Genomic DNA, 22,730 nt, shown 5'->3' on the forward strand with positions numbered 1-22,730 from the left:
TCAGTGCCGCAAGCGGCCGTTCAAGGCACTGCCGCAGACTCTCAACAGCACAAACAACTTCAACAGCGCAGGACCAAATCGCAAAAGATTTGAGACTGCCTGAGGTCCCCGTCTATTGCGCCGTCCAGCCGCCGTCGACCGGGATGGTCGTGCCGGTGACATTGTGGGCAACCGGATGACACAGCCACAGCGCCAAGGCACCGATTTCCGATGGATCGGAGGTGCGCCGGGTCGGTTGTTTTTCGGCCAGAAGATCGGCAATCCCCAGATCCCGGTCGCCGCCATGAAGGGCGGCGCGGGCGGCAACCTGCGGCTCGATGATCGCCGTTTCGGTCCAGCCTGGCGCGATGCAGTTGACGGTGACACCGCCTTTAGCCTTGGTGCCGGCGGCGGCATATTCCAGCGCGGCGACCTTGCTCATGCCGACCAGGCCGAACTTCGAGGCGACATAGGGCGCCTTGTTCACCGATGCGACGAGGCCATGGACCGAGGCAATGTTGATCACCCGGCCATACCCCTTCTCAGCCATGACGGGCAGCGCCTTTCGCATCGTGTGAAAGGCGCCGGACAAATTGACGTCAATGATGGCTTCCCAGGTCGCCGCATCGAGCTCGGCGTAGCTGGCGGTTTTCTGAATACCGGCATTGTTCACCAGAATGTCCGCACCACCCCAGTCAGACACATCCTGCATCATCGCTTCGATGGCCGCCACATCCCGCATGTTGGCATCAAAAAAACGGGCCTCCGGTGCACCGGCCGCCTCAACAGCAGCCACAGCCTCCGCGGCCTGCTCCGCTGTCGCAAGACCATGAACGCCCACCCGGGCGCCGGCGCCTGCAAGACTCTTTGCGATCGCCAAACCGATGCCTTGAACAGACCCGGTCACCAGGGCGGTTTTTCCGGTCAAATCACTCACCTTCGTTTCCTCCATCCATCAGCTGTTGTCTCAATTCGGTCTTCAGGACCTTACCGTAATTGTTCTTCGGCAACGCCTCGACGAAGTGGTAGGTCTTCGGCCGTTTGAACCGGGCGATCTGCTCCAGGCACAAGGCATCAAGCTCTGCTGCTTCCACGTTGTGCCCGTTGAGACGCACCACAAAGGCAACAACGATCTCGCCCCATTCCGGATCGTCCCGGCCAATTACGGAGACCTCATGGACCGCCGGATGGCTGAGCAGCACTTCCTCTACTTCTCTCGGGTAGATGTTTGTTCCGCCGGAAATGATCACATCCTTTGAGCGGTCCTGAAGCGTCAGATAGCCGTCCGGATCGAGCCGCCCCATGTCTCCGGTCCACAGCCAGCCGTTTCGAAGGGTGTCTTCAGTCGCGGCCTGGTTCTGCCAATAGCCTTTCATCACCGTTGCTCCGCGCACGACAATCTCCCCCACCTCGCCGGCGGCAAGATCTTCGCCGCTTTCATCAACAACCCGCACCCGTACCGAAGATTGCGCCGTCCCCACGGAATTCAGCCGGTCCCGCCATCTTGGATGGCTGCGATCGGACACATCGGCCCTGGAGAGCGCAGTGATCCCCATCGGGCATTCCCCCTGGCCGTAGATCTGAACGAACCGGGTTCCCATCACCTCCACCGCCTCCAGAATATCGGCCTCATACATCGGCCCTCCGGCGTAAACGATGGTGCGCAGCCCCATGCCGTTGAGCCCCTGGGCCTTGGCGGCGTCCACCATCCGGCGCACCATGGTGGGCGCTGCGAACATGCTGACACATTTTAAGCTCGGCGCGATCCGGAGAACCTCTTCGGCATCAAACCCGCCGCTTTCGGGTACGACGTGCCGCGCGCCGCGCAAGACATGCATGAAGTTGTAAAGCCCGGCGCCATGGCTCATGGGAGCAGCATAAAGAATGGCCCCGCCCGACTTGACCTCGTCCACATCGACAAAGAAGTTGTACGTCATCGAGGCGATGTTGCCGCAGGTGATCATGACACCCTTGGGCCGTCCTGTGGTGCCGGAGGTGTAGAACAGCCAGGCGAGATCGTTCTCATCCAGAGGCACGGGCTCTGAGAGCGGGGCTTCTGATCGCATGGCGACAAAGGCCTCGCTGCCGGTTATGACAATCTGTGCATCGCCAGACAAAAGACCAGACAGGGCGTTTGCGGATTTTCCATCGCAAAAAACCAGTTTTGCGCCTGCATCCTCGACCATCCAGGCCGCTTCCCGTCCGTGCAGCTTGGCGTTGATCGGCACAGCAGCCGCGCCGGCCCACCAAATGCCATACAGCGCTTCAAGATAGGCTGTGCTGTTTGCCATGAAGACCGCCACCCTGTCGCCTTTGGCAACGCCGCGGCCTTGAAGCGCGTGTGCAATCGCCCCGGATGTCTCCGAAAATGCCGCATAATCGGCCACCTGGCGCAAACCAGTGAAGAGGGCCGGTGCGCCGGGTGATTTTGCCGCTGTGCGTTTCAGCCATTCTGCCGGGTTCATGCCCTTGCCTCCCTTTTCTCCCTTCCGGATACTATTTGCGCGCTTTATCTGGATATTCCGGCAAAACACGTAATGGAGATCGAATGGAGGAGCTGGCTGCCCTTGCCTTTGAGCATGCGCCGATTGGACTGGTTTACTCAGAAGACCGGACCATCCGGAAATGCAATCCGCGGTTTGCGGCGATGTTTGAATATGACACCGCCGCGCTGACTGGTGTCTCCCTGTCGGTGCTTTATCCCTCTTCGGAAGAGTTCTTGCGCATCGGCAAGATCGGGGTCAGCAAGATGCTGGGCAGCGGCACCTATCAGGACGAGCGGATCATGCGCCGGAAATCCGGTGCTCTGTTCTGGTGCCGGGTACGCGGGCAGTCGCTGGACCCTGATTACCCCTTTGCCAAGGCCATTTGGAGTTTTGCCGATATTTCAGAAGACCGGCCACTCGCCGACATGAGCGTGCGCGAGCGTCAGGTGGCGACCATGCTGGCCGAGGGCCTGACGTCCAAGGAGATCGCCCGCGCGCTCGACATCTCCCACCGCACGGTAGAGGTCCACAGGGCCCGCTTGATGAAAAAGTTCAACGCCCGCAACAGCCTGGAGCTGATCGCCCACATCGCCGGTGTGCCGGTGTAGGACGCCGCATGTGAAACGTCGGCTGCACGGCCTGTTAAGTTCATTCCACCAAAACAGATGCCGCTCCACACTGGAGCCGTTCAACACCGCGTTCTGTTCAGGTGTGGTTTAGTCATCGCACTGCGGAACGATCGCTTGCACACCCTTCCAGATTTTCCGCTTCAGGCGAAAGCAAGTAATGAACAAACCAATGCATGCATTAATCTCATGCCATACAAGTCGATTGCAATTTTCAATTTAAAGTATCTAAACTCACCACTCTTCAATCAAAAATCACATCAGAATTAATAAGTCTAATTTAATAAACTTCTGTCATTTCTTGCAGTAGAGGGGCACGTTCATCGAGGGAAGCTATGGGGAAATATGCCAGCGACACACCGGATGTGTTGAATAGGCTCTGCGCAGCACCTCTTTTATTCAGCAAGAAACTCTCAAACAATTCTGCATTCTCTGCATTGCAACGCAGCCTTTGCATTACCTTGCCCGCTATATTGCTCGGCGCCTTCGCCCTTTTGATAAAATACCCGCCTTTTGTTCAAACAGGCACCGGTCACAACTTTCATTTCGGACAAGATGTAGAGGTTGTGCTGGATGCGGTGATTAACTCGACCTTCGGCATCGCGTCACTCATCGTGATCGTGAGCTACGCCTACATTTACACAAACAGCGTGAACAGCCAGAAGCGCCGCCCTGTTGCGCACCCGCTTCTCACAATTCTGGTTGCACTCACCAGCTTTTTCATCTTGATCGCACAGGCAGACAGCTCTCAACTCCTGGCCTCTCTCTCCATAAGCCAGGGATTGCCCACGGCCCTGTTCGTTGCTGTTGCAAGCACAAGCCTGTTTCTCTTTATGTGCCGAAAGAACCTCTTCCGTTTCCAGACCCGCGCGCTCAGCAATGAGGCAATGCTTGGCGATATCTATGGCGTCCTGCCCGCCGCGCTTACAACGCTGATTGTGTTCGCGGGCCTGAAAGGCGTTCTGCTTACCATCGGGTCTGAGCATGTGACCGCCGAGCTTCAGGCACAACTGAACGGCATGGTCGGGAACATCGACAATTCGCTTTGGGGCGGCCTGAAATATGTTCTGTTGTCACAGGTGCTCTGGCTGTTCGGCGTACACGGCCGGAACATGCTCAACGGTGTTTCGGATTTGCAGCTAATCCCGGCTGCCGACGAAAACATTGCACATGTCGCCGCGGGCTTGCCGCCTACGAACATCATCACATCTCAGGTGTTCGACCTCGTCCACGTCGGCGGCTCCGGCGCAACGCTTGGCATGATCATCGCCATGCTGGTTTTCAGCAAATTGACCGTGGTAAAGCGCTTTGCCCTGCTGGCGTTGATACCGGCATTGTTCAACGTGAACGAGCCGATCATTTACGGCATCCCGATCGTCCTCAATCCGTTGTATGCGCTGCCCTTTCTGCTGGCACCACTTGTAAACACCGGCGTTCTTTATGGTGCGATGCTCCTGGAGTGGATGCCCTTTACGAGCTACGGCGTCGCCTGGACGACGCCGCCGATACTCAACGCATATGCCGTCACAGGCTCTTTCTCCGGGGCCGGAGTTCAAGCCGTCTGCCTCGTGCTGTCGGTCCTCATCTACGCCCCGTTTGTCCGCCTGACCGACACCGTCAGCACGCTGACAATACGAGAGTCTTTAACTGACCTGCTGCGGTTTTCAACCGGAACCGAAACGCCAAGCACTCCGACAAAGTTGTTGCAACGGAACGGTGTTGTCGGCCGGGTGGCCCGCGCCCTTGCCATTGATTTGGAAGCCGTTCTGGATAAAAGGCAGGGTCTTCACCTGGAGTATCAGCCACAGATCAACGCCTGCGATGGCAGCGTGTGCGGTGTTGAAGCTCTGCTGCGCTGGAAACATCCGATATACGGCTACATCGCTCCACCGGTGATTATCCAACTGGCGGAAGATATGGAGATCATGCCGCAGCTTGGCGAGCACATACTCGATCTGGCGTGCCGCACCCGGGCCGAATGGACCGGTTTTGTGGCGGCCGACTTCAAGATGTCTGTCAATGTAACGCCGTCCCAGGTTCTTCAGCACGATTTTGCAGATGTGGTGAAACAGACACTCGCGCGCTATGCACTAGACCCTTCAACCGTCGAACTCGAGATTACCGAGAGCACGGTCCTCTTGCCGGATGACAAAGTCTTTGAGGCGATCGAAAACCTCAGGGCTGTAGGTCTCCGGTTTGCACTCGACGATTTTGGAATGGGACACACCTCTCTCAGGTACATGCAGGCTTTTCCGATAGATACGGTGAAAATCGACCGGTCTTTGACCCGGTCATGCCATGGCGAGATCAATGGGCACATTTTGAAGTCAATTTTTGACCTCAGCGCGTCTTTGGGCTTTGCGACCGTCGTTGAAGGCATTGAAACAGAAGAGGAAAAGGCCTGGTTCTCGCAATCTGGTTGCACCAGCTTCCAAGGTTACCTGTTCAGCCGCCCCTTGGCGGCAGATGACTTCGTGGCCTTTTACATCGAGAACACCCAGCTGCATGCGCCGTTGACCGCCGCTTTGGACGCAATGAAGAAGACCAAGGCACCCGCCAGCCGCACACGATCGGTCGCATAAGCGAGCTGGAATACGGGCAGAGTTGGGCTCCACGGGGCATCATTCCCGCAACTGCGGAACGTCCACTTCTCGCATGCGAATGCCAAGCCGGGTTATTGCACACCACATGCCATTGCAACTGTGCTGACGAGATCTTCAGTCGCTCAGAACCAAACGTATTCAGTTTTTCGGAAGGAAGAGTGGCTGGGGTGGAAGGATTCGAACCTTCGCATGCCGGTACCAAAAACCGGTGCCTTACCGCTTGGCTACACCCCAATGCCGTGGGAAGGGTGTATACCCATCTCGCCGGACAAGCGCAAGCCTCCCAAGTGCGTTTCTTTTGATTGGTAAGGATAGTTTTCCCCAACTCGGTAAAACAGTCGTCAAACACCTTTGATTTCTGCCTCGGTCGGCCCTTCCAGGCCCTGCCCCAGCACCGGTGATTTTCTCAGAACCTCCGCGAACCGGCTGGAATTGTTCACAGTTTTAAAAAAGTGGGCCGGTCACAGGCAAAGTCCTTGCGAGGACGGAGAAGCTTTGCTAAATGACCGTCCACGCAGCGCGGGCTTGCCCCGCTGTTCCCGATGGATTTAAATGAAATCCAAATTCTAGTCGGAGTGTAGCGCAGCCTGGTAGCGCACCTCGTTCGGGACGAGGGGGTCGGAGGTTCGAATCCTCTCACTCCGACCATTTTTCTTTCCTCCAGTGTTTATTGGATCGCAGCCGCTTTTCAGTTTGGCGGACGGCAGAAATGCCGGATCTCACGGCCTCAGTCTCCCTCACTGCTTCTATCAGGCTTTCGTTTGGTCATCCTGGACTTCCGCATTCTTGATGCCGTGTGCGGGTTGCTGGCCGCTGCGTTGCAGGGCAAGTTTTTGAAGGTCCTCGACTTCATCGTGCTCGTCCACGATTTCAGCGCCCAGAAGGGTTTCCAGCACATCCTCCATCGTGATCAAGCCGGCCGTGCCGCCATACTCGTCCTGAACCAGCGCAATGTGCGCGTCATTTCCCATCAGCTTTTCGAGCAGGGAATCGAGATCTTCGTTTTCGGAAATCCGAAGAATATCCCGGCGGAGTGTCGAGACACTGGCGTCGTTGTGCCCGTTCACGGCGGTGAGAAGAAGATCCCGCGTCAGCAGGAAGCCGGACACGTCATCGATTGAGCCCCCGGTCACAAGCATACGGGAAAACGGATAGCTCTCCCGCGATTTGACCACCTCTCCGACGCTCATCGCTTCTGCGACATGCTCAATGACCGTTCGGGGCGTCATCACCTCCCGCGCAGAGATTTCCGGAAGCCGAAACAGGTTCGTGACCACACGGGTTTCGTCTTCCTCCACGATCCCCAAACGGTTGCCGACGGTTGCCAAAGCCGAGATCTCCTCCCGGGATACCTCATGCTTGGGATCACCTTTGGTGAGAAACTTTGTAATCCCCTGGCTCATCCAGACCAGCGGCAATTGGGCAGCGATTAGCCACGGCAGCACCCGAACCGCAAAGGGGACCAGTGCCCGCCAATACGTCGCACCCAAGGTCTTTGGAATGATTTCCGACAGAACCAGGATGGCAAGCGTCAGCACGGCTGAAAACACACCAACCCCGGCATCATCAAAGACAAGGGCGGCTTGAGCCCCGGCACCCGTTGCCCCGACGGTGTGCGCAATCGTGTTGAGAGACAGAATGGCGGCAAGCGGCCGTTCAATGTCCGACCGGAGTTTTCTCAGGCTTTCGGCCAGCTTGGGCCGATTCTCGTTCGCAGATTCCACAAAGGACGGCGTGATCGACAACAAAACGGCTTCCAGGATTGAGCAGAGAAACGACACTCCGATGGCAAGCACCACGAATAGGATCAATAGGGTCAAATTCTTCTCCGCCGCACGTCCGATCTAAAGGGAAACAAGTGATAGAGTGCCCGCCGCTCGCGCATAGGTCCATCACTATTACGCTTCACGCGATTCCTGATTGTCCAATTTTTTCGTTAGCTGCTTTTGCAGCAAGGAATGACCTCATCTGCCGGTATTCTCACGCTTAACACAGCCTCAGAAACCCGGCTTCGCTGTAGTCGAGCAAGGTTTCGATAAGATCCGCTTGCCCCTGTTCGCGGGCCACAGCGCCGATGCGCCAGCTGCTGGCCGTGAGCGCCAGCATGCCGGACACAGTGAAGACGAAGGCCGCACTGAGCGCTGTCCGGGAAGCGCCCGGCAGCAGGTCAGCGATCTCATCCACAAAGACGGCTGCGGTCGGATCAAAACACTCCGCAGCAATCTCCCGCCAGCGTTCATCGGCCGACACCAGCGCGATCAGCCGGCCATAGGCGGGCCACGGCGCGTCTTCTGACAAGGTCATCTCAAGAAACGGCTGAACGAAACTGGCCAGGATCTCGCGCAAGGTCAGCTTGTTGCGCCCGTCCCGTTCGGCCGCGGCCTTCTTGTCCTCCAGCGCCCTGAGGCGAAGTTCGGCGAGCGGCTTTGCCCGGCGGGCAACCACCATATGAAACAGCTCTTCCTTCGGACCGCCGTGATGATGCACCAGCGCCACTTGGGCACCCGCTTGCTTGGCAATGTCGCGAATCGACGTGCCGTCAAAACCGCGTTTGGAAAACAGATCTTCTGCCGCATCCAGGATCCGGGCCTTTGTTTCTAAAGACTTTTTACTGGGTGCCCGCTTCCGGGGCGCAGACACGTCTGTCATTTTTTACAGGAGCCTCTTGCTTATTTTGAACATTCGTTCAATATAACGATACCACTGTCGTGGTTGGGAGGAAACATGCCACAAGTAGCAGGTGCGGCGCCATGCGCCAGCACACAGGAAAGCTATGCCCTGATCGGCGCGGGCCCTATGGGCCTTGCCATGGCCAAGGTCTTGCGCGAACAGGGAATTCCCTTTCATGGGTTTGAGCTGCATTCAGATGTCGGCGGTGTCTGGGACATGACTGGGCCGCGCTCGACCATGTATGAAAGCGCGCACCTGATTTCGTCCAAGACCATGACGGAATTTGCCGATTTCCCGATGCCGCCCGAGACGCCGGACTATCCCTCTCACCGCGACATGCGGCAGTATTTCCAAGCCTTTGCCCGCCACTTCGATCTCTACAGGTGCTACCGCTTCCAAACCGAAGTTGTGAAAGCCGAGCCGATAGGGCCGTCGGGCAAGGGCTGGCGTATTGCCTGGCGGGGTCCGGGCGGCGAACAAGAGGAAGCCGTCTTCAAGGGCCTTCTGATTGCGAACGGCACACTCTCGACCCCCAACATGCCGAAATTCCAGGGCGACTTTTCCGGCGAGCTCATTCACGCGGCGAAATACAAGTCCGCCACCCAGTTCGATGGCAAGCGGGTGCTGATCGTCGGTGCCGGGAACTCCGGCTGCGACATCGCCGTCGATGCTATCCATCATGCAAAAAGCACGGACCTCTCCATGCGCCGGGGCTATTACTTCGTGCCGAAATACGTCTTCGGCAAACCGGCCGACACGCTTGGGCGAACAACCAGCCTGCCGATGTGGCTCCGCCGCAAGATCGACGGTGTGGTGCTCAACTGGTTTGCCGGAAACCCGCAGCGTTACGGGTTCCCGAAGCCGGACTACAAACTTTATGAAAGCCACCCAGTGGTGAATTCGCTGATCCTGTTCCATGCCGGTCATGGCGACTTGAAAATCCGTCCCGATATCGACCGGCTGGACGGCAACACGGTTCATTTTGCCGACGGCAGCGCCGCGGACTACGACATGATCGTCACCGCAACCGGGTATGTGCTCGATTACCCTTTCATTTCGAAAGACTTGCTCAACTGGACGGGGGCCGCGCCGAGCCTTTACCTCAACTGTATGCACCCGCAGCGCGATGATCTGTTCGTGCTCGGCATGGTCGAGGCGACGGGCCTTGGCTGGCAGGGGCGGCATGAACAGGCCGAACTGGTGGCGCGCTACATCACCGGGCTTCAGACAGGGAACCGGGAAGCGGACAGCATCAAACGCTACAAGGCCAACGGCTTTCAGCGGGAAACCGGCGGGGTCAATTACCTGAAGCTCGCCCGGATGGCCTATTACGTCGACAAGAAAACTTACCGAACCTCTGTCACGAAGAGGATCGCGGCCCTGAAAGAGGCTGCCCGATGACCAACATCGACGCAGCTGTTCTGAACTTTTCCCCGGACAGCATGCTGATCCTGAATGGCGTGCTGGCGATCGTGATGTTTGCGGTCGCCCTCGACATCACGCCCAACGATTTCCGGGCGCTTTTCCGCACCCCAAAGCCGTTCGTAACCGGGATCCTGTCGCAGTTCGTCGTTCTTCCCGCCCTCACCTTTCTTCTGGTGCTGGCTGTTCGCCCTCAAGGATCTGTTGCGCTTGGACTGATTCTGGTGGCGGCGTGCCCGGGTGGCAACATCTCCAATTACATCACGCACAGGGCGGGCGGCAACGCGGCGCTCGCGGTGTCGCTGACCGCCTTTACCACCATTGGGACGGTGCTCTTCACACCGCTCAACATCGCCTTCTGGGGCAGTTTGTACGGTCCAAGCCGCGCCTTCATGACCTCCGTTGCGATCGACCCCTTACAGGTGGCCGCGACCGTCAGCCTGATGCTGGTTTTGCCGCTGGCGCTCGGCATGCTGGTCAACCGCAATCTACCGCAGCTCGCCTGGCATTTGCGCAAACCCTTGCAGATGCTTTCCATGACGATTTTCATCTCGTTCATCTGTATTGCGCTTTATGGAAATTGGGAATTCCTGGGCGCATTCGGGCCGGATATCGTCCCGCTGGTCATAGCTCACAATGGCATTGCCCTTCTTGGAGGGTACATGGTTGCCACCATTGCCGGGCTATCCCCCTATGACCGGCGGGCGATATCCATCGAAACCGGCATTCAAAACTCCGGCCTCGGCCTGATCCTGATTTTTGGTTTTTTCCACGGTCTCGGCGGCATGGCGGTTGTTGCTGCCTTCTGGGGCATCTGGCATGCGGTCTCAGGGCTGGCGCTCGCCAAGTGGTTTTCCCGCACGGTGGCCGCAAGATGAGCCGGATCCTGATCACAGGCGCTGCGGGCATGATCGGTCAAAGGCTGGTCGAAATGCTCGTGCGCAGCGGACACGACGTGATTGCGACGGACATCGGGCCACGGCCGTCGCTGCCGACTGGAGCCATCTGGCGCAAAATGGATGTGCGCGGCCGCGACCCGTTAGAGGTCATCACAGAAGACAGACCCGGCGCCGTCATTCACCTTGCATCGGTTCTTGAGCCGAAGGACCGGCAATTGGCCTATGAGGTGGATGTCATTGGCACACGCAATGTGGTCGATGCCTGCATTGCGGCGAAGGTCAGGCGGCTGGTCGTCACGTCCTCCGGCGCGGCCTATGGCTATCATGCGGACAATCCGGACTGGCTGAGAGAAACGGATCCGCTGCGCGGCAATCCGGAATTTGCCTATTCCGACCACAAGCGCCAGGCCGAGGAGGTGCTGGCCGAGGCCCGCAGACAGGCGCCGCAGCTGGAACAGGTGATTTTGAGGGTCTGCACGGTTCTTGGAGCCGGTGTTGAAAACCAGATCACCTCGCTGTTCCGCAAACCGCGGCTGATGGGCCTTTGCGGCAGTGACAGTCCGTTTGTTTTCATCTGGGCCGAGGATCTTGCGCGCATCCTGGAACGGGCGGCAACCAACGGTCCGCCGGGCATCTACAACGTGGCGGGCGATGGAGCCCTCTCCATGACCGATCTGGCAGCCCGCCTGAAAAAACCGCTGATCCGGATTCCCGCATCCCTGGTCAAATCCGCACTGGCAATAGCGCAGCCATTAGGTCTCTCTCGCTTCGGTGCGGAACAGGTCCGGTTTCTGCAATTCCGCCCAGTTCTCGACAACACCGCGCTGAAAACCGAATTCGGTTACACGCCGCAAATGACCAGCGCCGAGGTGTTTGATCTTTGGAGCCGGGAGGCCGGGTTATGAAGCCGACGGCGGTCATATCGGGAGGTGCCGGGGGACTGGGCCAAGCTTTCGGGGCCATTTTACGCGAACATGGCTGGTTCACGGTCATGCTCAACCTGCCCGGACCGGATCTGGACGCATTGTCCTCTGTTCCGGACACGCGCCCACTGTCCTGTGACATCACCGATGCTGATCAGCTGGCTGAAGCCGCCCGGCAAATCCGGTCCGAACGCCCGTCCATCGATCTGGTCGTTTACAACGCCGGGGTTACCCATATCGGCCCTTTCACCACACAGGCCCTTGAGGATCACCGCAGGGTTTTCGAGGTGAACTATTTCGGGGCCGTGGCCATGGCCAAGGAGTTCGGCCCGGATTTGCGCCGCTCTACCGGAACGCATTTGGCGATTTCATCTGTCGCCGGGTTTTGCCCGCTGGCGCTGCGCACAGCCTATGCCGGCAGCAAGCACGCGCTGGAGGGCTTCTTCAAATCGCTGCGCTCTGAGGAAGCAGTGCATGGGGTTGCGTGCCTGATCGCCGCGCCAAGTTTCATTGCCACCAACACCGGTGCGCGCAGCGAACCCCAAGGTGGCCTCGCGCGCCCGGGTTCAGCGTCGGATCAGGTCGATGCGCTCGCGCCGGAGGACGCAGCGCGCATTCTTTACCGCGGACTTGTGCGGCGGAAAACCTTCATTCCGATCGGCCGTGTGGCGCGCCTGTCACACCTGATCAACCGTCTGTCGCCGCAGCTTTACCGCCACCTGATGGAACGCACGATCCTGCCGCCTGCGGCAAAAGCTGAGGGAGGCGCGCCACACTGAACGGTTTGTGACCGCAGCAAAACCACCGCCGCAGATGCGCGGCGCATAAGGCAGCGCCCGCAAACAACAGCCAAACCGGGCGTGTGCATCACTCGTGGAGGGGAAATAATGGGCACTTTCAAAGTATGGACCGCCAATCTCATGATTGGCGGAACGGTTCTCTGTTGTCTTTCGCCAGCATATGCCGGCGGCTGGGACACGCTTGGTGTTGGCTCAAACGAGCTGTTGTTTGACAACAGCCGGTTTGCATTCGAAGCCACCACCAAGGCGGTCGACCGCAACGTCGACTATGAAGTGACCAACGCAGAAGTGGCAGGCCGCCCGGTGGTCGGTGGACCGGTTAAAAGCCGCGCGACCCCGAACATCTGGAACTACCAGTTTGCCGCAAAATTCCGGCTGACCGATCAACTTGACTGCATGGCGCGGACCAATGACCCGTACCAGATTGAGGAAGACCTTAATCAGGAATGGCAGGGCCGGTTCTCGCTGACCAGGACCTCGGCCTCCGGCAAGGCATTTAATGGAACCTGTGCCTATAAGTTTCAGGTTCGCGATGGACATTATGTCCGGGCGATTGCCGGGGCAAACCTGCTTTATCTGAGATACCGGACCGACAATCTGTCCTATGGTGCCTTTATCCCCCCCTCCACCTATGTCGATTTTCCGACACGGCTGGATGTCCGCTCGGACGATCCCGGCGTCGGCTGGCGGGTCGGAGCCTCTTACGAGATCCCGCAGTATGCTGTCCGGGCGAGCCTGATCTACGATTCGGCCATTGATGTAGACCTTGCCGGCGGAACAGAGGTCACCGGGGTAACCAGCTTCGACAGCTTTGCCTCCGTGACCATGCCGCAATCCCTGGAGTTCAATCTGCAAACCGGGATCGCGCCGGACTGGCTGGCAACCTTCGGCGTGAAGTGGGTGGACTGGTCCAAACTGCAGGATCTGACGGTTCAGAACCCGGCTGGCACCACGGTGGTCAACCGTTTCCTTGGGTATGACGATGGCTGGACGGTACGTGCCGGGCTCGCCCACAAGGTCAATGATTGGTTGAAGGTGGGATCAACGGTCCAGTGGGACCGGGGCATCGGGCAATCCTATTCCGACACCTATTCCTTTGGGGTCGGAACGGCCATTCAGCTCGACAAACATGCTGAACTCACCATCGGCACGGCTGCGACCTACAAGACCTCCGGCACCGGCGATCTCACAAACCTCGCGTCCACCTCCGGCGCGACCACGCAATACAAGTATGGGGATTCCTGGAACTACACGCTCCAGACAAAGCTCAAATTCTCGTTCTAGACACGTGCATTTACCTCAACGGTCCTCCCCGCTTTGTGCGGGGATCCAGCTTGATAACAAGCCTCACTCCACTCGATAGTCATCCTCGGCTTTGTGCCGAGGATCCATATGTCTCAAATCGTGATGGATGTTCGGAACAAGTCCGAACATGACGCCAGAGGGATAACTGGACTTTGTCAAAAGCCTGGGGATTTAGTTTTTAACCGGCACTTTCCGGACAAGTCGCCAAAAACCCGGCGCGCCTAAGTGTCGTGCCGGCCTCGAGCCGGGATCCACTCTCATAACAACTGGCCGCAGCCGTTGCGTGTTTTGTTCAAAAGCTCTGAGAACGAGAGGACCCCGGATCGCAGCAGTGCTGCGTCCGGGACGGCAATACGGAGTGAACCGGTCTATAGCCGCACGTCGGGGAATGCGTAGATCCCGGATTTTCGCTATGCGTCGTCCGGGAGAGCGCCTCTTCTTAAGCGCAGAGGCCCATTTCGGCGGCTTGCTGCGGGCGATGCAGCGCCGCGTTGGCGGCGACCATGGCAACCGCATGGACCCGGTTCTTGGCGCCCAGACGCTTGATGGCAAAGCGGATATGCGCCTTGACCGTCGCAGTGGTGACACCCAGCTCATAAGCGATCTGCTTGTTCACCTTGCCCTCACAGAGCTTCATCATGATTTCCAGCTGACGGGGTGTGACGCCGTCCAGGATATTTTCTGTCGGCTCGAGAGTACTCGGGAGCGGCCGTGCGCGGCGCAACAGGTCCCGGGTCGAATGGAGCGCAAAATGGGCTGTCATGTCTGGGTCCACTTCTTCTCTGGCTAAGAGGTTGGACGCAGTTTTGTGCAGGACAAGCGAATTGTAAAATGTTAACTTGAGTATTGCTAATAGCTAAATATTTGCAATTTGAGGAAGCGTGTTTTGCAGAAGAACCTCTACTCCGGCCACACCCTGCGCCAGGTCCGTGCGGACACCGGCCTATCGCAAGTGGAGTTCGCAAAAAAGCTCGGCCTTTCAACGCCCTACATAAACCAGATTGAAAACAACAACCGGCCTGTCACGGCCTCTGTGCTTCTGGCCATCTACCGGGTGTTCGGCACCGACCTTTCAGCGTTTGAGGAAAACGACCTCGACCGGATGACGCAGGACCTGGAAGAAATTTTTGCAGACACCCGGTTTCACGGCACGCGCATCAGCAAACAGGACCTTCATGAATTGGCGACCCGGGCCCCGGAAGCCGCCCGCGCCATCATGGATATGTACGGCACCATGCGCGCCTATCATGAAAAAGACGCTGGCGAAGATGATCTTCTCCAGATGAATGCGTCGGACGATGGAACCGGCAGCATCAGCAAATCAGCCTACGAGGAGGTCCGCGACTACTTCCACTATCAGGACAATTATGTCGATGCGATCGACCGGGCGGCAGAACAGCTCGCAATCAAGATCAATCTTCTTGCGGACACGCCGAAGCTCACCGCCCTCACCGACTGGCTCTATGACACCTACAGCATCACCGTGGAACAGCATGGTGCAGAGGATGCTGCACTCATCCGGCACAAAGAGTTTGAGCGGCGGATTTCCATCCACCGGTCCGTGCCGGACAGCTCAAAATCCTTTCTGCTCGGCTCGGTCATCGCGGAGCTCTATGCCAAGGACATCTTAACGTCAGAAGTGGCGGACGCCCGTTTCCGAACCCAATCAGCGGAAAGCATCGCTCGGCTGGCCCTTCGAAATTTTTTCGCCGGATCGCTGCTCTTACCCTACGAGGCCTTTCTGGAGGCCGCCGCTGCAAGCCGTCACGACATCCAGCGCTTGTCGCATCAGATGGACGCCAGCATCGAGCAGATCTGTCACCGGCTTTCAACCCTGCAACGGGCGGGTTCCAAGGGCATTCCGTTTTACTTCGTCAAGATCGACCGGGCCGGCAATGTCGTCAAACGCCACAGCGCAACCCGGTTCCAATTCGCGCGCTTTGGCGGGTCCTGCCCCCGCTGGAATGTGCATCAGGCATTTGAGCAAACGACCGACAAATTCATCTCGCAAATCGCCCAAATGCCGGATGGCGTGAAATACATGTGTGTCGCGACCAGCGTCACGAAACACACCACGGACTACAAGACCCAGGCCCGGCGCTATGCGCTCGGTTTCGGCTGCGAAGCCCAATATGCCGACGCAATTGTTTATGCGGACGGGCTGGCGCTTGACGATCGCGCGGAGCCGGAGCCCCTCGGCGTCAACTGCCGGATCTGCCCGCGCGATAATTGCGATCAACGCGCCTTCCCCGCGATCAACACGACCCCGTTTATCGACAGCCGCGAACGCGGCATTGTGCCTTACCGCGCGAAAGCAACGCGGTAAAACTTCTTTTCGAAATGAGTATCTCGAAGCCATACACACAGTGCCGTCCCGGACCCGATCCGGGACCGTAACGGCAAAGACCCCGGTTCAGGGCCGGGGCAGCGGAAGTGTTATACGGCTATCCATCCAGTTATTCCGGATGTTTCGTTCTGGCTGCGGCCTCAAGCAGGGTTTTCAGCTCGTCCGGATCGCCGATGCGGTTGGCCATCAACAGGATGAGCCGGGCATTGAATGCATCGCTTTCGGCTTTTGAGAGCCCTTCATGGGCCTCCAATAGGTCCGCGTAAAAGTCGTCCGGGTGGCGCAATTGCGCCTTGGTGATATGCGCTGTCATCAGGCCGCCTCCCCTTTTCCGATCGCCCGGTTCAAGGCTGTTTCAATCTGTGCCCAGTCAAGTGTTGTCCAACGCGCAGCCACATGCTGGTCCGGCCGCATCAGATAAACAGCGGCGCCGGCATCGCCCAGATACCGAGACCGAAGCTCTGCACTGATGTTGCCGTCCGGAACAAAAATGCCCTCAACGGAAAGCCCGGCAATGTCGGAGCGTTCCGGGATCTTCAGGCCCAGCGCGAGTAACTTGAACCCATCGCCCAGCCGGTCCGACAGCCACTCCTCGCCAATCGGTGCATCTGCCGCAGGACTGCCGGGCCTTGTGCGGGCCGGCAAGCCGTCGACATCGTGGCTGTTCAATGGTGACGTTTCATAGACGCACGGCACTGACAGGCGTCCGGAATTCACCAGAGGGCGGGCGAATTCATAACTCTCGGACAGATCCAGGACCGCATCGCGGAAGATCCGGCTCATTTCCGATTTCGGCGTGATGAAGTCGGTTGAACGGGAACTCTGCAGGATGTTTTCATCCGCGGCCCATTCGCGCTCCAGCCCATAGCTGTCCAAAAGGCTTTCCGGCGCCTGTCCTTCCAGAACGAGTTTCAGCTTCCATCCAAGATTGTCGGTGTCTTGAAAGCCGGAGTTTGCGCCGCGCGCACCGAACGGTGACACCTGGTGCGCGGCGTCCCCGGCAAAGATCACCCGGCCATGGCGGAATTTTTCCATACGGCGGCACTGGAAGGTGTAGATAGAGACCCATTCCAGATCGAACTCCACGTCCTCGCCAAGCATCTGCTTGAGACGCGGGATGACGTTTTCCGGCTTCTTTTCTTCTTCCTTGTCGATGTCCCAGCCGAGCTGCAAGTCGATCCGCCAGACGCCGTCCGGCTGTTTGTGCAGAAGAGCGGACTGGTCCTTGTTGAACGGCGGATCGAACCAGAACCAGCGTTCCGTTGGGAAGTCCGCCTTCATGATCACGTCGGCAATCAGGAAGTTGTCCTCAAACACCCGGCCGACAAAGTCCAGATCCAGCATCCGGCGGGACGGAGAACCGGCGCCATCACAGGCGATCAACCAATCCGCCTCGATCCGGTAGGCACCATCCTGGGTGTCGATGATCAGCGAGGCGTGATCGTCCATCTGATCGATGGAGGCGACCTTGTTGCCGCCGCGAATGTCGACCGGCTTGCCTTCCTGCTGAAGGGCGCGCAGACGCTCCACCAAATAGAGTTCGCAGTAGTATTGCTGAAGATTGATGAAGGCCGGGCGTTTGTGCCCTTCCTCTGGCAACAGGTCGAAATTGTAGACCTGACGGTCACCAAAAAAGACCCGACCATGGCTCCAGACCACACCCTTGTCGACCATCTGATCGCCGCAACCGTAGCGGTCCAGGATCTCAAGGGATCGTTTCGAAAAACAAATCGCGCGAGAGCCGACGCTGACCTTGTCATTGTCGTCGAGGATCACAACAGGAATGTCCTGCTGGGCCAGATCAATGGCCATCGCAAGGCCGACCGGCCCGGCGCCAATGATCACCACCGGATGGCGCACTGGCGCGGACGTTTCCTGATCGGGCGACCACTTGTAGGGATACAGCGGCACTTCGAACAATTTGGTCACAGGTTCTCCTCCCTGCTGCGATTTCTAGTTTTCGTGGCCTTATAGAGCCATGTCTGGCCAAGGAATGGTTACAGAAACTCAGTTCTCGAAAAGGCCTCCCCAGCCTTGAGCCGGGGTTTTGATGGGTCCGGTCCCGGCTCAAGGCCGGGACAGCAATAATGACAGGCTGCGTCAGTTATCCCTGCAGGTCCGCCCACATCTTTGCGTCGCGTTCTGCGGTCCAGATGCGCGGCGTGTCGATGCCCAGCGCCTCGTCGTAGGCACGCGCCACGTTGAACGGCAGGCAGTGCTCGTAGATCGCATAGTCCTTAAACTTCGGATCGCATTCGGCGCGGCAGGCGTCCCACGCCTCTTTCAAGGTACCGCCGCCCTGCGCAACCCGGGCGACCGGCTTGTAAGTGGAGGTTACAAAGTCGGCGGTGTTCGTCAGCGCTTTGCCGACCATTTCCTTGCCGACCAATGCATCGCCGCGGCCCGGCGCAATCGCTTCAACGTCATAAGCGCGGATCGCTTCCAGTGTTTTCGGCCAGTCGTTGAAATGACCGTCTCCGCAATAGCACGCCGAATGATATTCAACGATATCGCCGGTGAACATGACGTTTTCATCCGGCACATGAATGACGATGTCGCCGGCCGTATGCGCCCGGCCCAGGAAGCTGAGATCCACCCGGCGCTTGCCCAGATAAACGGTCATGCGGTCGTTGAAAGTGGTCGTCGGCCACGTAAGCGGCGGAATGTCGGCGACATTTTCATAACCCATGAACAGGCGCGGAAAGCGCATGAATTCCGATTCCCGGTCTTCCGCGCCACGCTCCACAACCATGGACCGCGCCTTCTGACTCATGATGATATTCGGCGCCTGATAGGCCGCCGCTCCGAGAACCCGAACAGCATGATAGTGGGTCAGAACCAGATGGCTGATCGGCTTATCGGTGACGGACCGGACCTTTTCTATGACCTTGTTGGCGAGTGCCGGTGTTGCCTGCGCCTCGATGATCATGACACTGTCATCGCCAAAGATCACGCCGGTGTTCGGGTCACCCTCGGCGGTAAAGGCCCAAAGATCCTTGCCAATCTCTTCAAACGTGATCTTCTTTTCTTCCATGTCGCCGACAGAGGCGAATTGCTTGCTCATGCTGTTTTCCCGTCGCTGCGGTTTGTTTGTCCGTCATTGCCGGAGGTGACCCGGCTGCTTGGTGGCGCGCTAGTCAGCCTGTTCCACTGTCTGTTCAATAGCGCCGAAAATGGTGTGCCCGTTCCCGTCCAGCATCTCGATGCGGATGGTGTCACCGAACTTGAGGAACGGTGTTTTCGCCTCGCCATCTTCGATGGTCTCGATCATGCGCAGTTCCGCGATGCAGGAGTAACCTGCCCCACCATCGGAGAGTGATTTACCCGGACCACCGTTCAGTTTGTTGGAGACCGTGCCGGACCCAATGATCGTGCCCGCGCTGAGCGCCCGTGTCTTGGCCGCATGGGCGATCAACTGGCCGAAATCAAAGGTCATGTCGATGCCGCCTTCCGCCCGGCCAAAGGGCTGACCGTTGAGGTCGACATGCAGCGGCAGATGCAGCTTGCCGTCTTTCCAGGCCTCGCCCAATTCATCCGGCGTCACAGCAACAGGCGAAAAGGCCGAGGACGGTTTTGACTGGAAGAAGCCAAAGCCTTTGCCCAGTTCGCCCGGGATCAGCCCCCGCAAAGAGACATCGTTGACGAGCAGCACCAGCTTGACATGGGACAGGGCCCCTTCAGCACTCACGCCCATGGGCACATCGCCGGTGATGACCGCGATCTCACCTTCCATGTCGATGCCATAAGCTTCGTCGCGCATTTTGATCGGATCGCGAGGCGCGATAAACGTATCGGAGCCGCCTTGATACATCAGCGGGTCGGTCCAAAAGCTCTCCGGCATTTGGGCGCCGCGAGCTTTGCGCACCAGCTCGACGTGGTTCACATAAGCGGATCCGTCGGCCCACTGATAGGCGCGCGGCAACGGCGACAAGGCATCGTGCTCGTGAAAGCGCAAGGTTGGCACGGCGTCATGGGAGAGGCTTTCGGCAAGCACCTGCAACTTCGGCGCAACATGATCCCAATTGTCGAGGGCGGCCTGCAGGGTCGGTGCAATGTGACTGGCATCCGTGCAATAGGTCAGCCGCTCGTTGACCACCACCAGTTTTCCGTCCCGGCTGCCATCTTTCAAACTTGCCAGTTTCATAGATCCGTCTCCCCAAGCCTATTTTGTTATGACCAATCCATCATGACCGACAATTGTCTGCCCGGAAAAGGTTTCTGTTGCCTCCAACCACTCCTGCTCTTCGAAACCGGGCAAATCCGCCGGGATCAAATGGTTGAGGAGAAGGGTCTTGGCCTGGGCCATTTCAGCAATCTTGGCAGCATCCGGCGCCATCGTGTGGCTCGCCCACAAGTGCTCGCGAAGCCGGTCGCCATTGCCTGTGATCTCGACGATTTTGTCGACCCCGCGCTGAAGCATGGCCTCGTGCACCAGAACATCGCAGTCCTTGGCAAAGACGGCGAGCGGCGGGAAGAAAGCCGTGTCAGCGGAGAAGACCACCGACCAATCCTCCGTATCGAACCGCAGGGCAAAACAATCGACCACCGGCGGGTGATCAACCCGCAGCGCTTTTAGCGCCAAACCGCTGTCGTCAAGCGGCACCTCGCCTTCGGCCAGCAGGTGGATTTCGATGAGGTCTCGCAGATCCGGGCGGCCTTCATCATCAATCCGCAGATCGATGTCATAGCGCATGGAGGCCAGGAAACCGTCCCAATACTCCATCAGGTCGGCCGGTCCGAACACCTTGACCTTATGCGCCAGCCCGCTGGTCCAGGCCGTATGCAACAAGGGCCCGAGCTCCAGAACATGATCGGAGTGCATGTGGGTAATAACGATGAGATCCAGTTCCTTCAAGGAAACGCCAGAGTTGACCAAGCCCCGGGTCACCCCGAGACCGCAGTCAATAACACAGCGACGTCCGCCGATCTCGATCAGCGAACTCGTCGGCGACGGCCCGCCCGGCCGGATCGCAGGCCCGCCCTTTGAGCCCAAAATGACGAGACGGTCATCCATATCCGCTTTGCCCTGCACCCACACACTCCTTGCCAGCATCCACAACTGCGCTTTTGTCAAAAAAGGCTGTCCCGGACTTGATCCAGGACCAACCCTGAAGGCCCCGGATCAAGTCCGGGGCAGCAAACAGTGTCGGTTACTTCTTATCCCAGGTGCCTTCCGGCGTGCCGTCGAATTTTTTCTCAAGGCTGTCCCAGCAGTCGATGTAGTTGTCCTGCAACGGCGCGTTCTTGGCGGCATATTCGGTCAGGTGTTGCGGGAAGCGGGTCTCGAACATGAAGGACATTGTGTTGTCGAGCTTTTCGGCCTTCAGGTCCGCATTGGATGCCCCTTCAAAGGCATCATTGTCCGGTCCATGCGGCAGCATCATGTTGTGAAGGCTCATGCCACCCGGCACGAAGCCCTGTGGTTTGGCATCGTACTGACCGTAGATGTTGCCCATCAGCTCGGACATGATGTTCTTGTGATACCAGGGCGGGCGGAAGGTGTTTTCGGCCACCATCCAGCGTTCCCGGAACAAAACGAAATCGATGTTGGCCGTTCCCGGCACCCCGGACGGCGCGGTCAAAACGGTGAAGATCGACGGGTCCGGATGGTCAAACAGGATCGCCCCGACCGGGCAATAGGTCCTGAGGTCGTATTTCACCGGTGCGTAATTGCCGTGCCAGGCAACCACATCGAGTGGCGAATGACCAATCTTGGTCTCGTGGAACTGGCCGCACCATTTCACCGTGACCTTGCTCGGCACTTCCTTGTCTTCATACCAGGCGACCGGCGTCTTGAAGTCCCGGCGGTTGGCCATGCAGTTCGCGCCGATCGGGCCACGGCCCGGCAGCTCAAATTTCTGGCCATAGTTCTCGCAGACGAAGCCGCGTGCAGGACCTTCCACCACCTCGACCCGATAGACCAAACCGCGCGGCAGAATGGCGATTTCCTTCGGCTCCAGCTCGATAATGCCGAGCTCGGTATAGAAGCGGAGAATGCCCTCCTGCGGCACGACCAAAAGCTCGCTGTCGGCGGAGAAGAAGTACTCATCTTCCATCGACTGGGTGGCTAGGTAGATATGCGTTGCCATGCCGACCTGGGTGTTCACATCCCCGGCCGTCGTCATCGTGCGCATGCCGGTCAGCCAGTTGAGGCCCTCATCGGCGTGCGGAACCGGATCCCAGCGGTATTGGCCGAGAGAAATGACATCTTCGCAGACGTTCGGCGCGCTCTTCCAATAGGGAAGGTCGATTTTCTGAAACCGGCTGGTGTGCTTGACCGACGGACGGATGCGGTAACACCAGGTCCGCTCGTTTTGATGGCTCGGCGCGGTGAAGGCGGTGCCGGACAACTGCTCGCCATAAAGCCCATAGGCGCATTTCTGCGGGCTGTTCATGCCTTGCGGCAGCGCGCCCGGCAGGACTTCGGTCTCAAAATCATTGCCGAAACCCGGCATATACTGCAGCTCGTTGGACAGCGGCTTGCCGCCGTCGCCGGCAACTTGCTTGTGATCGACCTTGTTCATAATCGCATCCTCCCGGGATCATGCCCTGTCAAATTAGTTACACTTGTAACTATCTACGCAAGTTCGGTCAAGAGACTTCCGAACTGGCCGCGAAAAATTCGCCGGTCCACATGGCCGTGGTGCCTAGTCTGAGGCATGCTGAACCG

Annotated in this window: 19 protein-coding genes and 2 tRNA genes; 9 read left to right on the forward strand and 12 right to left on the reverse strand. The window is 58.3% G+C overall.

What is annotated here, in order from left to right; genetic code table 11:
* Positions 1–112: 112 nt before the first annotated feature.
* Positions 113–916: an SDR family NAD(P)-dependent oxidoreductase gene (locus tag ACVDG4_RS07410; RefSeq protein ID WP_447234556.1), complete on the reverse strand. Its 804-nt coding sequence runs from the start codon at positions 914–916 to the stop codon at positions 113–115.
* Complete coding sequence (locus ACVDG4_RS07415) at positions 909–2,444, reverse strand: class I adenylate-forming enzyme family protein (RefSeq protein ID WP_447234557.1); 1,536 nt, start codon at positions 2,442–2,444, stop codon at positions 909–911. The genes ACVDG4_RS07410 and ACVDG4_RS07415 overlap by 8 nt, the downstream gene beginning before the upstream one ends.
* Positions 2,445–2,527: 83 nt before the next feature.
* Here ACVDG4_RS07415 and ACVDG4_RS07420 point away from each other — a divergent pair, with 83 nt between their 5' ends.
* Both ACVDG4_RS07420 and ACVDG4_RS07425 read left to right on the forward strand, forming a co-directional pair.
* Positions 2,528–3,073 (forward strand): LuxR C-terminal-related transcriptional regulator, encoded by a 546-nt coding sequence (locus ACVDG4_RS07420; RefSeq protein WP_447234558.1) that lies wholly within the window; start codon positions 2,528–2,530, stop codon positions 3,071–3,073.
* A 353-nt stretch (positions 3,074–3,426) separates the two neighbouring features.
* A complete protein-coding gene (locus ACVDG4_RS07425) occupies positions 3,427–5,673 on the forward strand; it encodes an EAL domain-containing protein (RefSeq protein WP_447234559.1) in 2,247 nt (748 codons plus the stop codon).
* Between the two features lie 180 nt (positions 5,674–5,853).
* Here the strand turns inward: ACVDG4_RS07425 and ACVDG4_RS07430 are convergent.
* Positions 5,854–5,928: transfer RNA gene (locus ACVDG4_RS07430), tRNA-Gln, on the reverse strand.
* Between the two features lie 337 nt (positions 5,929–6,265).
* On the opposite strand from ACVDG4_RS07430, the gene ACVDG4_RS07435 reads away from it, so the two are divergent.
* A tRNA-Pro gene (locus ACVDG4_RS07435) sits at positions 6,266–6,342 on the forward strand.
* Positions 6,343–6,443: 101 nt separating this feature from the next.
* On the opposite strand, the gene ACVDG4_RS07440 is transcribed toward ACVDG4_RS07435, so the two are convergent.
* Positions 6,444–7,514, reverse strand: coding sequence for a CNNM domain-containing protein (locus ACVDG4_RS07440; RefSeq protein ID WP_447234560.1), 1,071 nt, complete (start codon positions 7,512–7,514; stop codon positions 6,444–6,446).
* 166 nt (positions 7,515–7,680) lie between these two features.
* A complete protein-coding gene (locus ACVDG4_RS07445; protein WP_447234561.1) occupies positions 7,681–8,343 on the reverse strand; it encodes a TetR/AcrR family transcriptional regulator in 663 nt (220 codons plus the stop codon).
* A gap of 75 nt (positions 8,344–8,418) precedes the next feature.
* Between ACVDG4_RS07445 and ACVDG4_RS07450 the strand changes: the two genes are divergently transcribed.
* The 5 genes from ACVDG4_RS07450 to ACVDG4_RS07470 all read left to right on the forward strand — a co-directional run bounded on the left by ACVDG4_RS07450 (position 8,419) and on the right by ACVDG4_RS07470 (position 13,692).
* The gene (locus tag ACVDG4_RS07450; RefSeq protein WP_447234562.1) at positions 8,419–9,765 is read left to right on the forward strand and encodes a flavin-containing monooxygenase; all 1,347 of its coding nucleotides are present in this window, start codon (positions 8,419–8,421) and stop codon (positions 9,763–9,765) included.
* Positions 9,762–10,664 carry a bile acid:sodium symporter family protein gene (locus tag ACVDG4_RS07455; RefSeq protein WP_447234563.1) on the forward strand — a complete coding sequence of 301 codons (903 nt, stop codon included), beginning with the start codon at positions 9,762–9,764 and terminating at the stop codon, positions 10,662–10,664. Before ACVDG4_RS07450 ends, ACVDG4_RS07455 begins: the two co-directional genes overlap by 4 nt.
* Entirely contained in the window at positions 10,661–11,590 is a 930-nt protein-coding gene (locus ACVDG4_RS07460; protein ID WP_447234564.1) for an SDR family oxidoreductase, read from the forward strand. The genes ACVDG4_RS07455 and ACVDG4_RS07460 overlap by 4 nt, the downstream gene beginning before the upstream one ends.
* Positions 11,587–12,387, forward strand: coding sequence for an SDR family NAD(P)-dependent oxidoreductase (locus ACVDG4_RS07465; protein ID WP_447234565.1), 801 nt, complete (start codon positions 11,587–11,589; stop codon positions 12,385–12,387). The genes ACVDG4_RS07460 and ACVDG4_RS07465 overlap by 4 nt, the downstream gene beginning before the upstream one ends.
* A gap of 108 nt (positions 12,388–12,495) precedes the next feature.
* Positions 12,496–13,692: an OmpP1/FadL family transporter gene (locus ACVDG4_RS07470; protein ID WP_447234566.1), complete on the forward strand. Its 1,197-nt coding sequence runs from the start codon at positions 12,496–12,498 to the stop codon at positions 13,690–13,692.
* A gap of 460 nt (positions 13,693–14,152) precedes the next feature.
* Here the strand turns inward: ACVDG4_RS07470 and ACVDG4_RS07475 are convergent, their stop codons facing one another.
* Positions 14,153–14,476 (reverse strand): helix-turn-helix domain-containing protein, encoded by a 324-nt coding sequence (locus ACVDG4_RS07475; RefSeq protein ID WP_133952884.1) that lies wholly within the window; start codon positions 14,474–14,476, stop codon positions 14,153–14,155.
* A 123-nt stretch (positions 14,477–14,599) separates the two neighbouring features.
* Between ACVDG4_RS07475 and ACVDG4_RS07480 the strand changes: the two genes are divergently transcribed.
* On the forward strand, positions 14,600–16,039 hold the full coding sequence (locus tag ACVDG4_RS07480) for a helix-turn-helix domain-containing protein (protein WP_447234567.1): 1,440 nt from the start codon (positions 14,600–14,602) through the stop codon (positions 16,037–16,039).
* Between the two features lie 130 nt (positions 16,040–16,169).
* On the opposite strand, the gene ACVDG4_RS07485 is transcribed toward ACVDG4_RS07480, so the two are convergent.
* The 6 genes from ACVDG4_RS07485 to hmgA all read right to left on the reverse strand — a co-directional run bounded on the left by ACVDG4_RS07485 (position 16,170) and on the right by hmgA (position 22,587).
* The gene (locus ACVDG4_RS07485) at positions 16,170–16,373 is read right to left on the reverse strand and encodes a DUF2783 domain-containing protein (RefSeq protein WP_447234568.1); all 204 of its coding nucleotides are present in this window, start codon (positions 16,371–16,373) and stop codon (positions 16,170–16,172) included.
* Positions 16,373–17,989 (reverse strand): FAD-dependent oxidoreductase, encoded by a 1,617-nt coding sequence (locus ACVDG4_RS07490; RefSeq protein ID WP_447234569.1) that lies wholly within the window; start codon positions 17,987–17,989, stop codon positions 16,373–16,375. The genes ACVDG4_RS07485 and ACVDG4_RS07490 overlap by 1 nt, the downstream gene beginning before the upstream one ends.
* A 175-nt stretch (positions 17,990–18,164) precedes the next feature.
* Entirely contained in the window at positions 18,165–19,124 is a 960-nt protein-coding gene (locus tag ACVDG4_RS07495) for an MBL fold metallo-hydrolase (RefSeq protein WP_447234570.1), read from the reverse strand.
* 69 nt (positions 19,125–19,193) lie between these two features.
* The gene (locus ACVDG4_RS07500) at positions 19,194–20,204 is read right to left on the reverse strand and encodes a fumarylacetoacetate hydrolase family protein (RefSeq protein ID WP_447234571.1); all 1,011 of its coding nucleotides are present in this window, start codon (positions 20,202–20,204) and stop codon (positions 19,194–19,196) included.
* An 18-nt stretch (positions 20,205–20,222) separates the two neighbouring features.
* Positions 20,223–21,074, reverse strand: coding sequence for an MBL fold metallo-hydrolase (locus ACVDG4_RS07505; RefSeq protein WP_447235094.1), 852 nt, complete (start codon positions 21,072–21,074; stop codon positions 20,223–20,225).
* A gap of 136 nt (positions 21,075–21,210) precedes the next feature.
* Positions 21,211–22,587, reverse strand: coding sequence for a homogentisate 1,2-dioxygenase (gene hmgA / locus ACVDG4_RS07510; RefSeq protein WP_447235095.1), 1,377 nt, complete (start codon positions 22,585–22,587; stop codon positions 21,211–21,213).
* Between the last annotated feature and the right edge of the window lie 143 nt (positions 22,588–22,730).

The sequence above is a fragment of the Roseibium sp. MB-4 genome, from assembly GCF_053005265.1.

What these genes read in the sequence shown, in the direction of transcription:
- ACVDG4_RS07415 (WP_447234557.1), bottom strand. Translation starts at nt 2,444, where the DNA reads ATGAACCCGGCAGAATGGCTGAAACGCACAGCGGCAAAATCACCCGGC.
- ACVDG4_RS07420 (WP_447234558.1), top strand. Translation starts at nt 2,528, where the DNA reads ATGGAGGAGCTGGCTGCCCTTGCCTTTGAGCATGCGCCGATTGGACTG.
- ACVDG4_RS07425 (WP_447234559.1), top strand. Translation starts at nt 3,427, where the DNA reads ATGGGGAAATATGCCAGCGACACACCGGATGTGTTGAATAGGCTCTGC.
- ACVDG4_RS07445 (WP_447234561.1), bottom strand. Translation starts at nt 8,343, where the DNA reads ATGACAGACGTGTCTGCGCCCCGGAAGCGGGCACCCAGTAAAAAGTCT.
- ACVDG4_RS07450 (WP_447234562.1), top strand. Translation starts at nt 8,419, where the DNA reads ATGCCACAAGTAGCAGGTGCGGCGCCATGCGCCAGCACACAGGAAAGC.
- ACVDG4_RS07455 (WP_447234563.1), top strand. Translation starts at nt 9,762, where the DNA reads ATGACCAACATCGACGCAGCTGTTCTGAACTTTTCCCCGGACAGCATG.
- ACVDG4_RS07460 (WP_447234564.1), top strand. Translation starts at nt 10,661, where the DNA reads ATGAGCCGGATCCTGATCACAGGCGCTGCGGGCATGATCGGTCAAAGG.
- ACVDG4_RS07465 (WP_447234565.1), top strand. Translation starts at nt 11,587, where the DNA reads ATGAAGCCGACGGCGGTCATATCGGGAGGTGCCGGGGGACTGGGCCAA.
- ACVDG4_RS07470 (WP_447234566.1), top strand. Translation starts at nt 12,496, where the DNA reads ATGGGCACTTTCAAAGTATGGACCGCCAATCTCATGATTGGCGGAACG.
- ACVDG4_RS07475 (WP_133952884.1), bottom strand. Translation starts at nt 14,476, where the DNA reads ATGACAGCCCATTTTGCGCTCCATTCGACCCGGGACCTGTTGCGCCGC.
- ACVDG4_RS07485 (WP_447234568.1), bottom strand. Translation starts at nt 16,373, where the DNA reads ATGACAGCGCATATCACCAAGGCGCAATTGCGCCACCCGGACGACTTT.
- ACVDG4_RS07495 (WP_447234570.1), bottom strand. Translation starts at nt 19,124, where the DNA reads ATGAGCAAGCAATTCGCCTCTGTCGGCGACATGGAAGAAAAGAAGATC.
- ACVDG4_RS07500 (WP_447234571.1), bottom strand. Translation starts at nt 20,204, where the DNA reads ATGAAACTGGCAAGTTTGAAAGATGGCAGCCGGGACGGAAAACTGGTG.
- ACVDG4_RS07505 (WP_447235094.1), bottom strand. Translation starts at nt 21,074, where the DNA reads ATGGATGACCGTCTCGTCATTTTGGGCTCAAAGGGCGGGCCTGCGATC.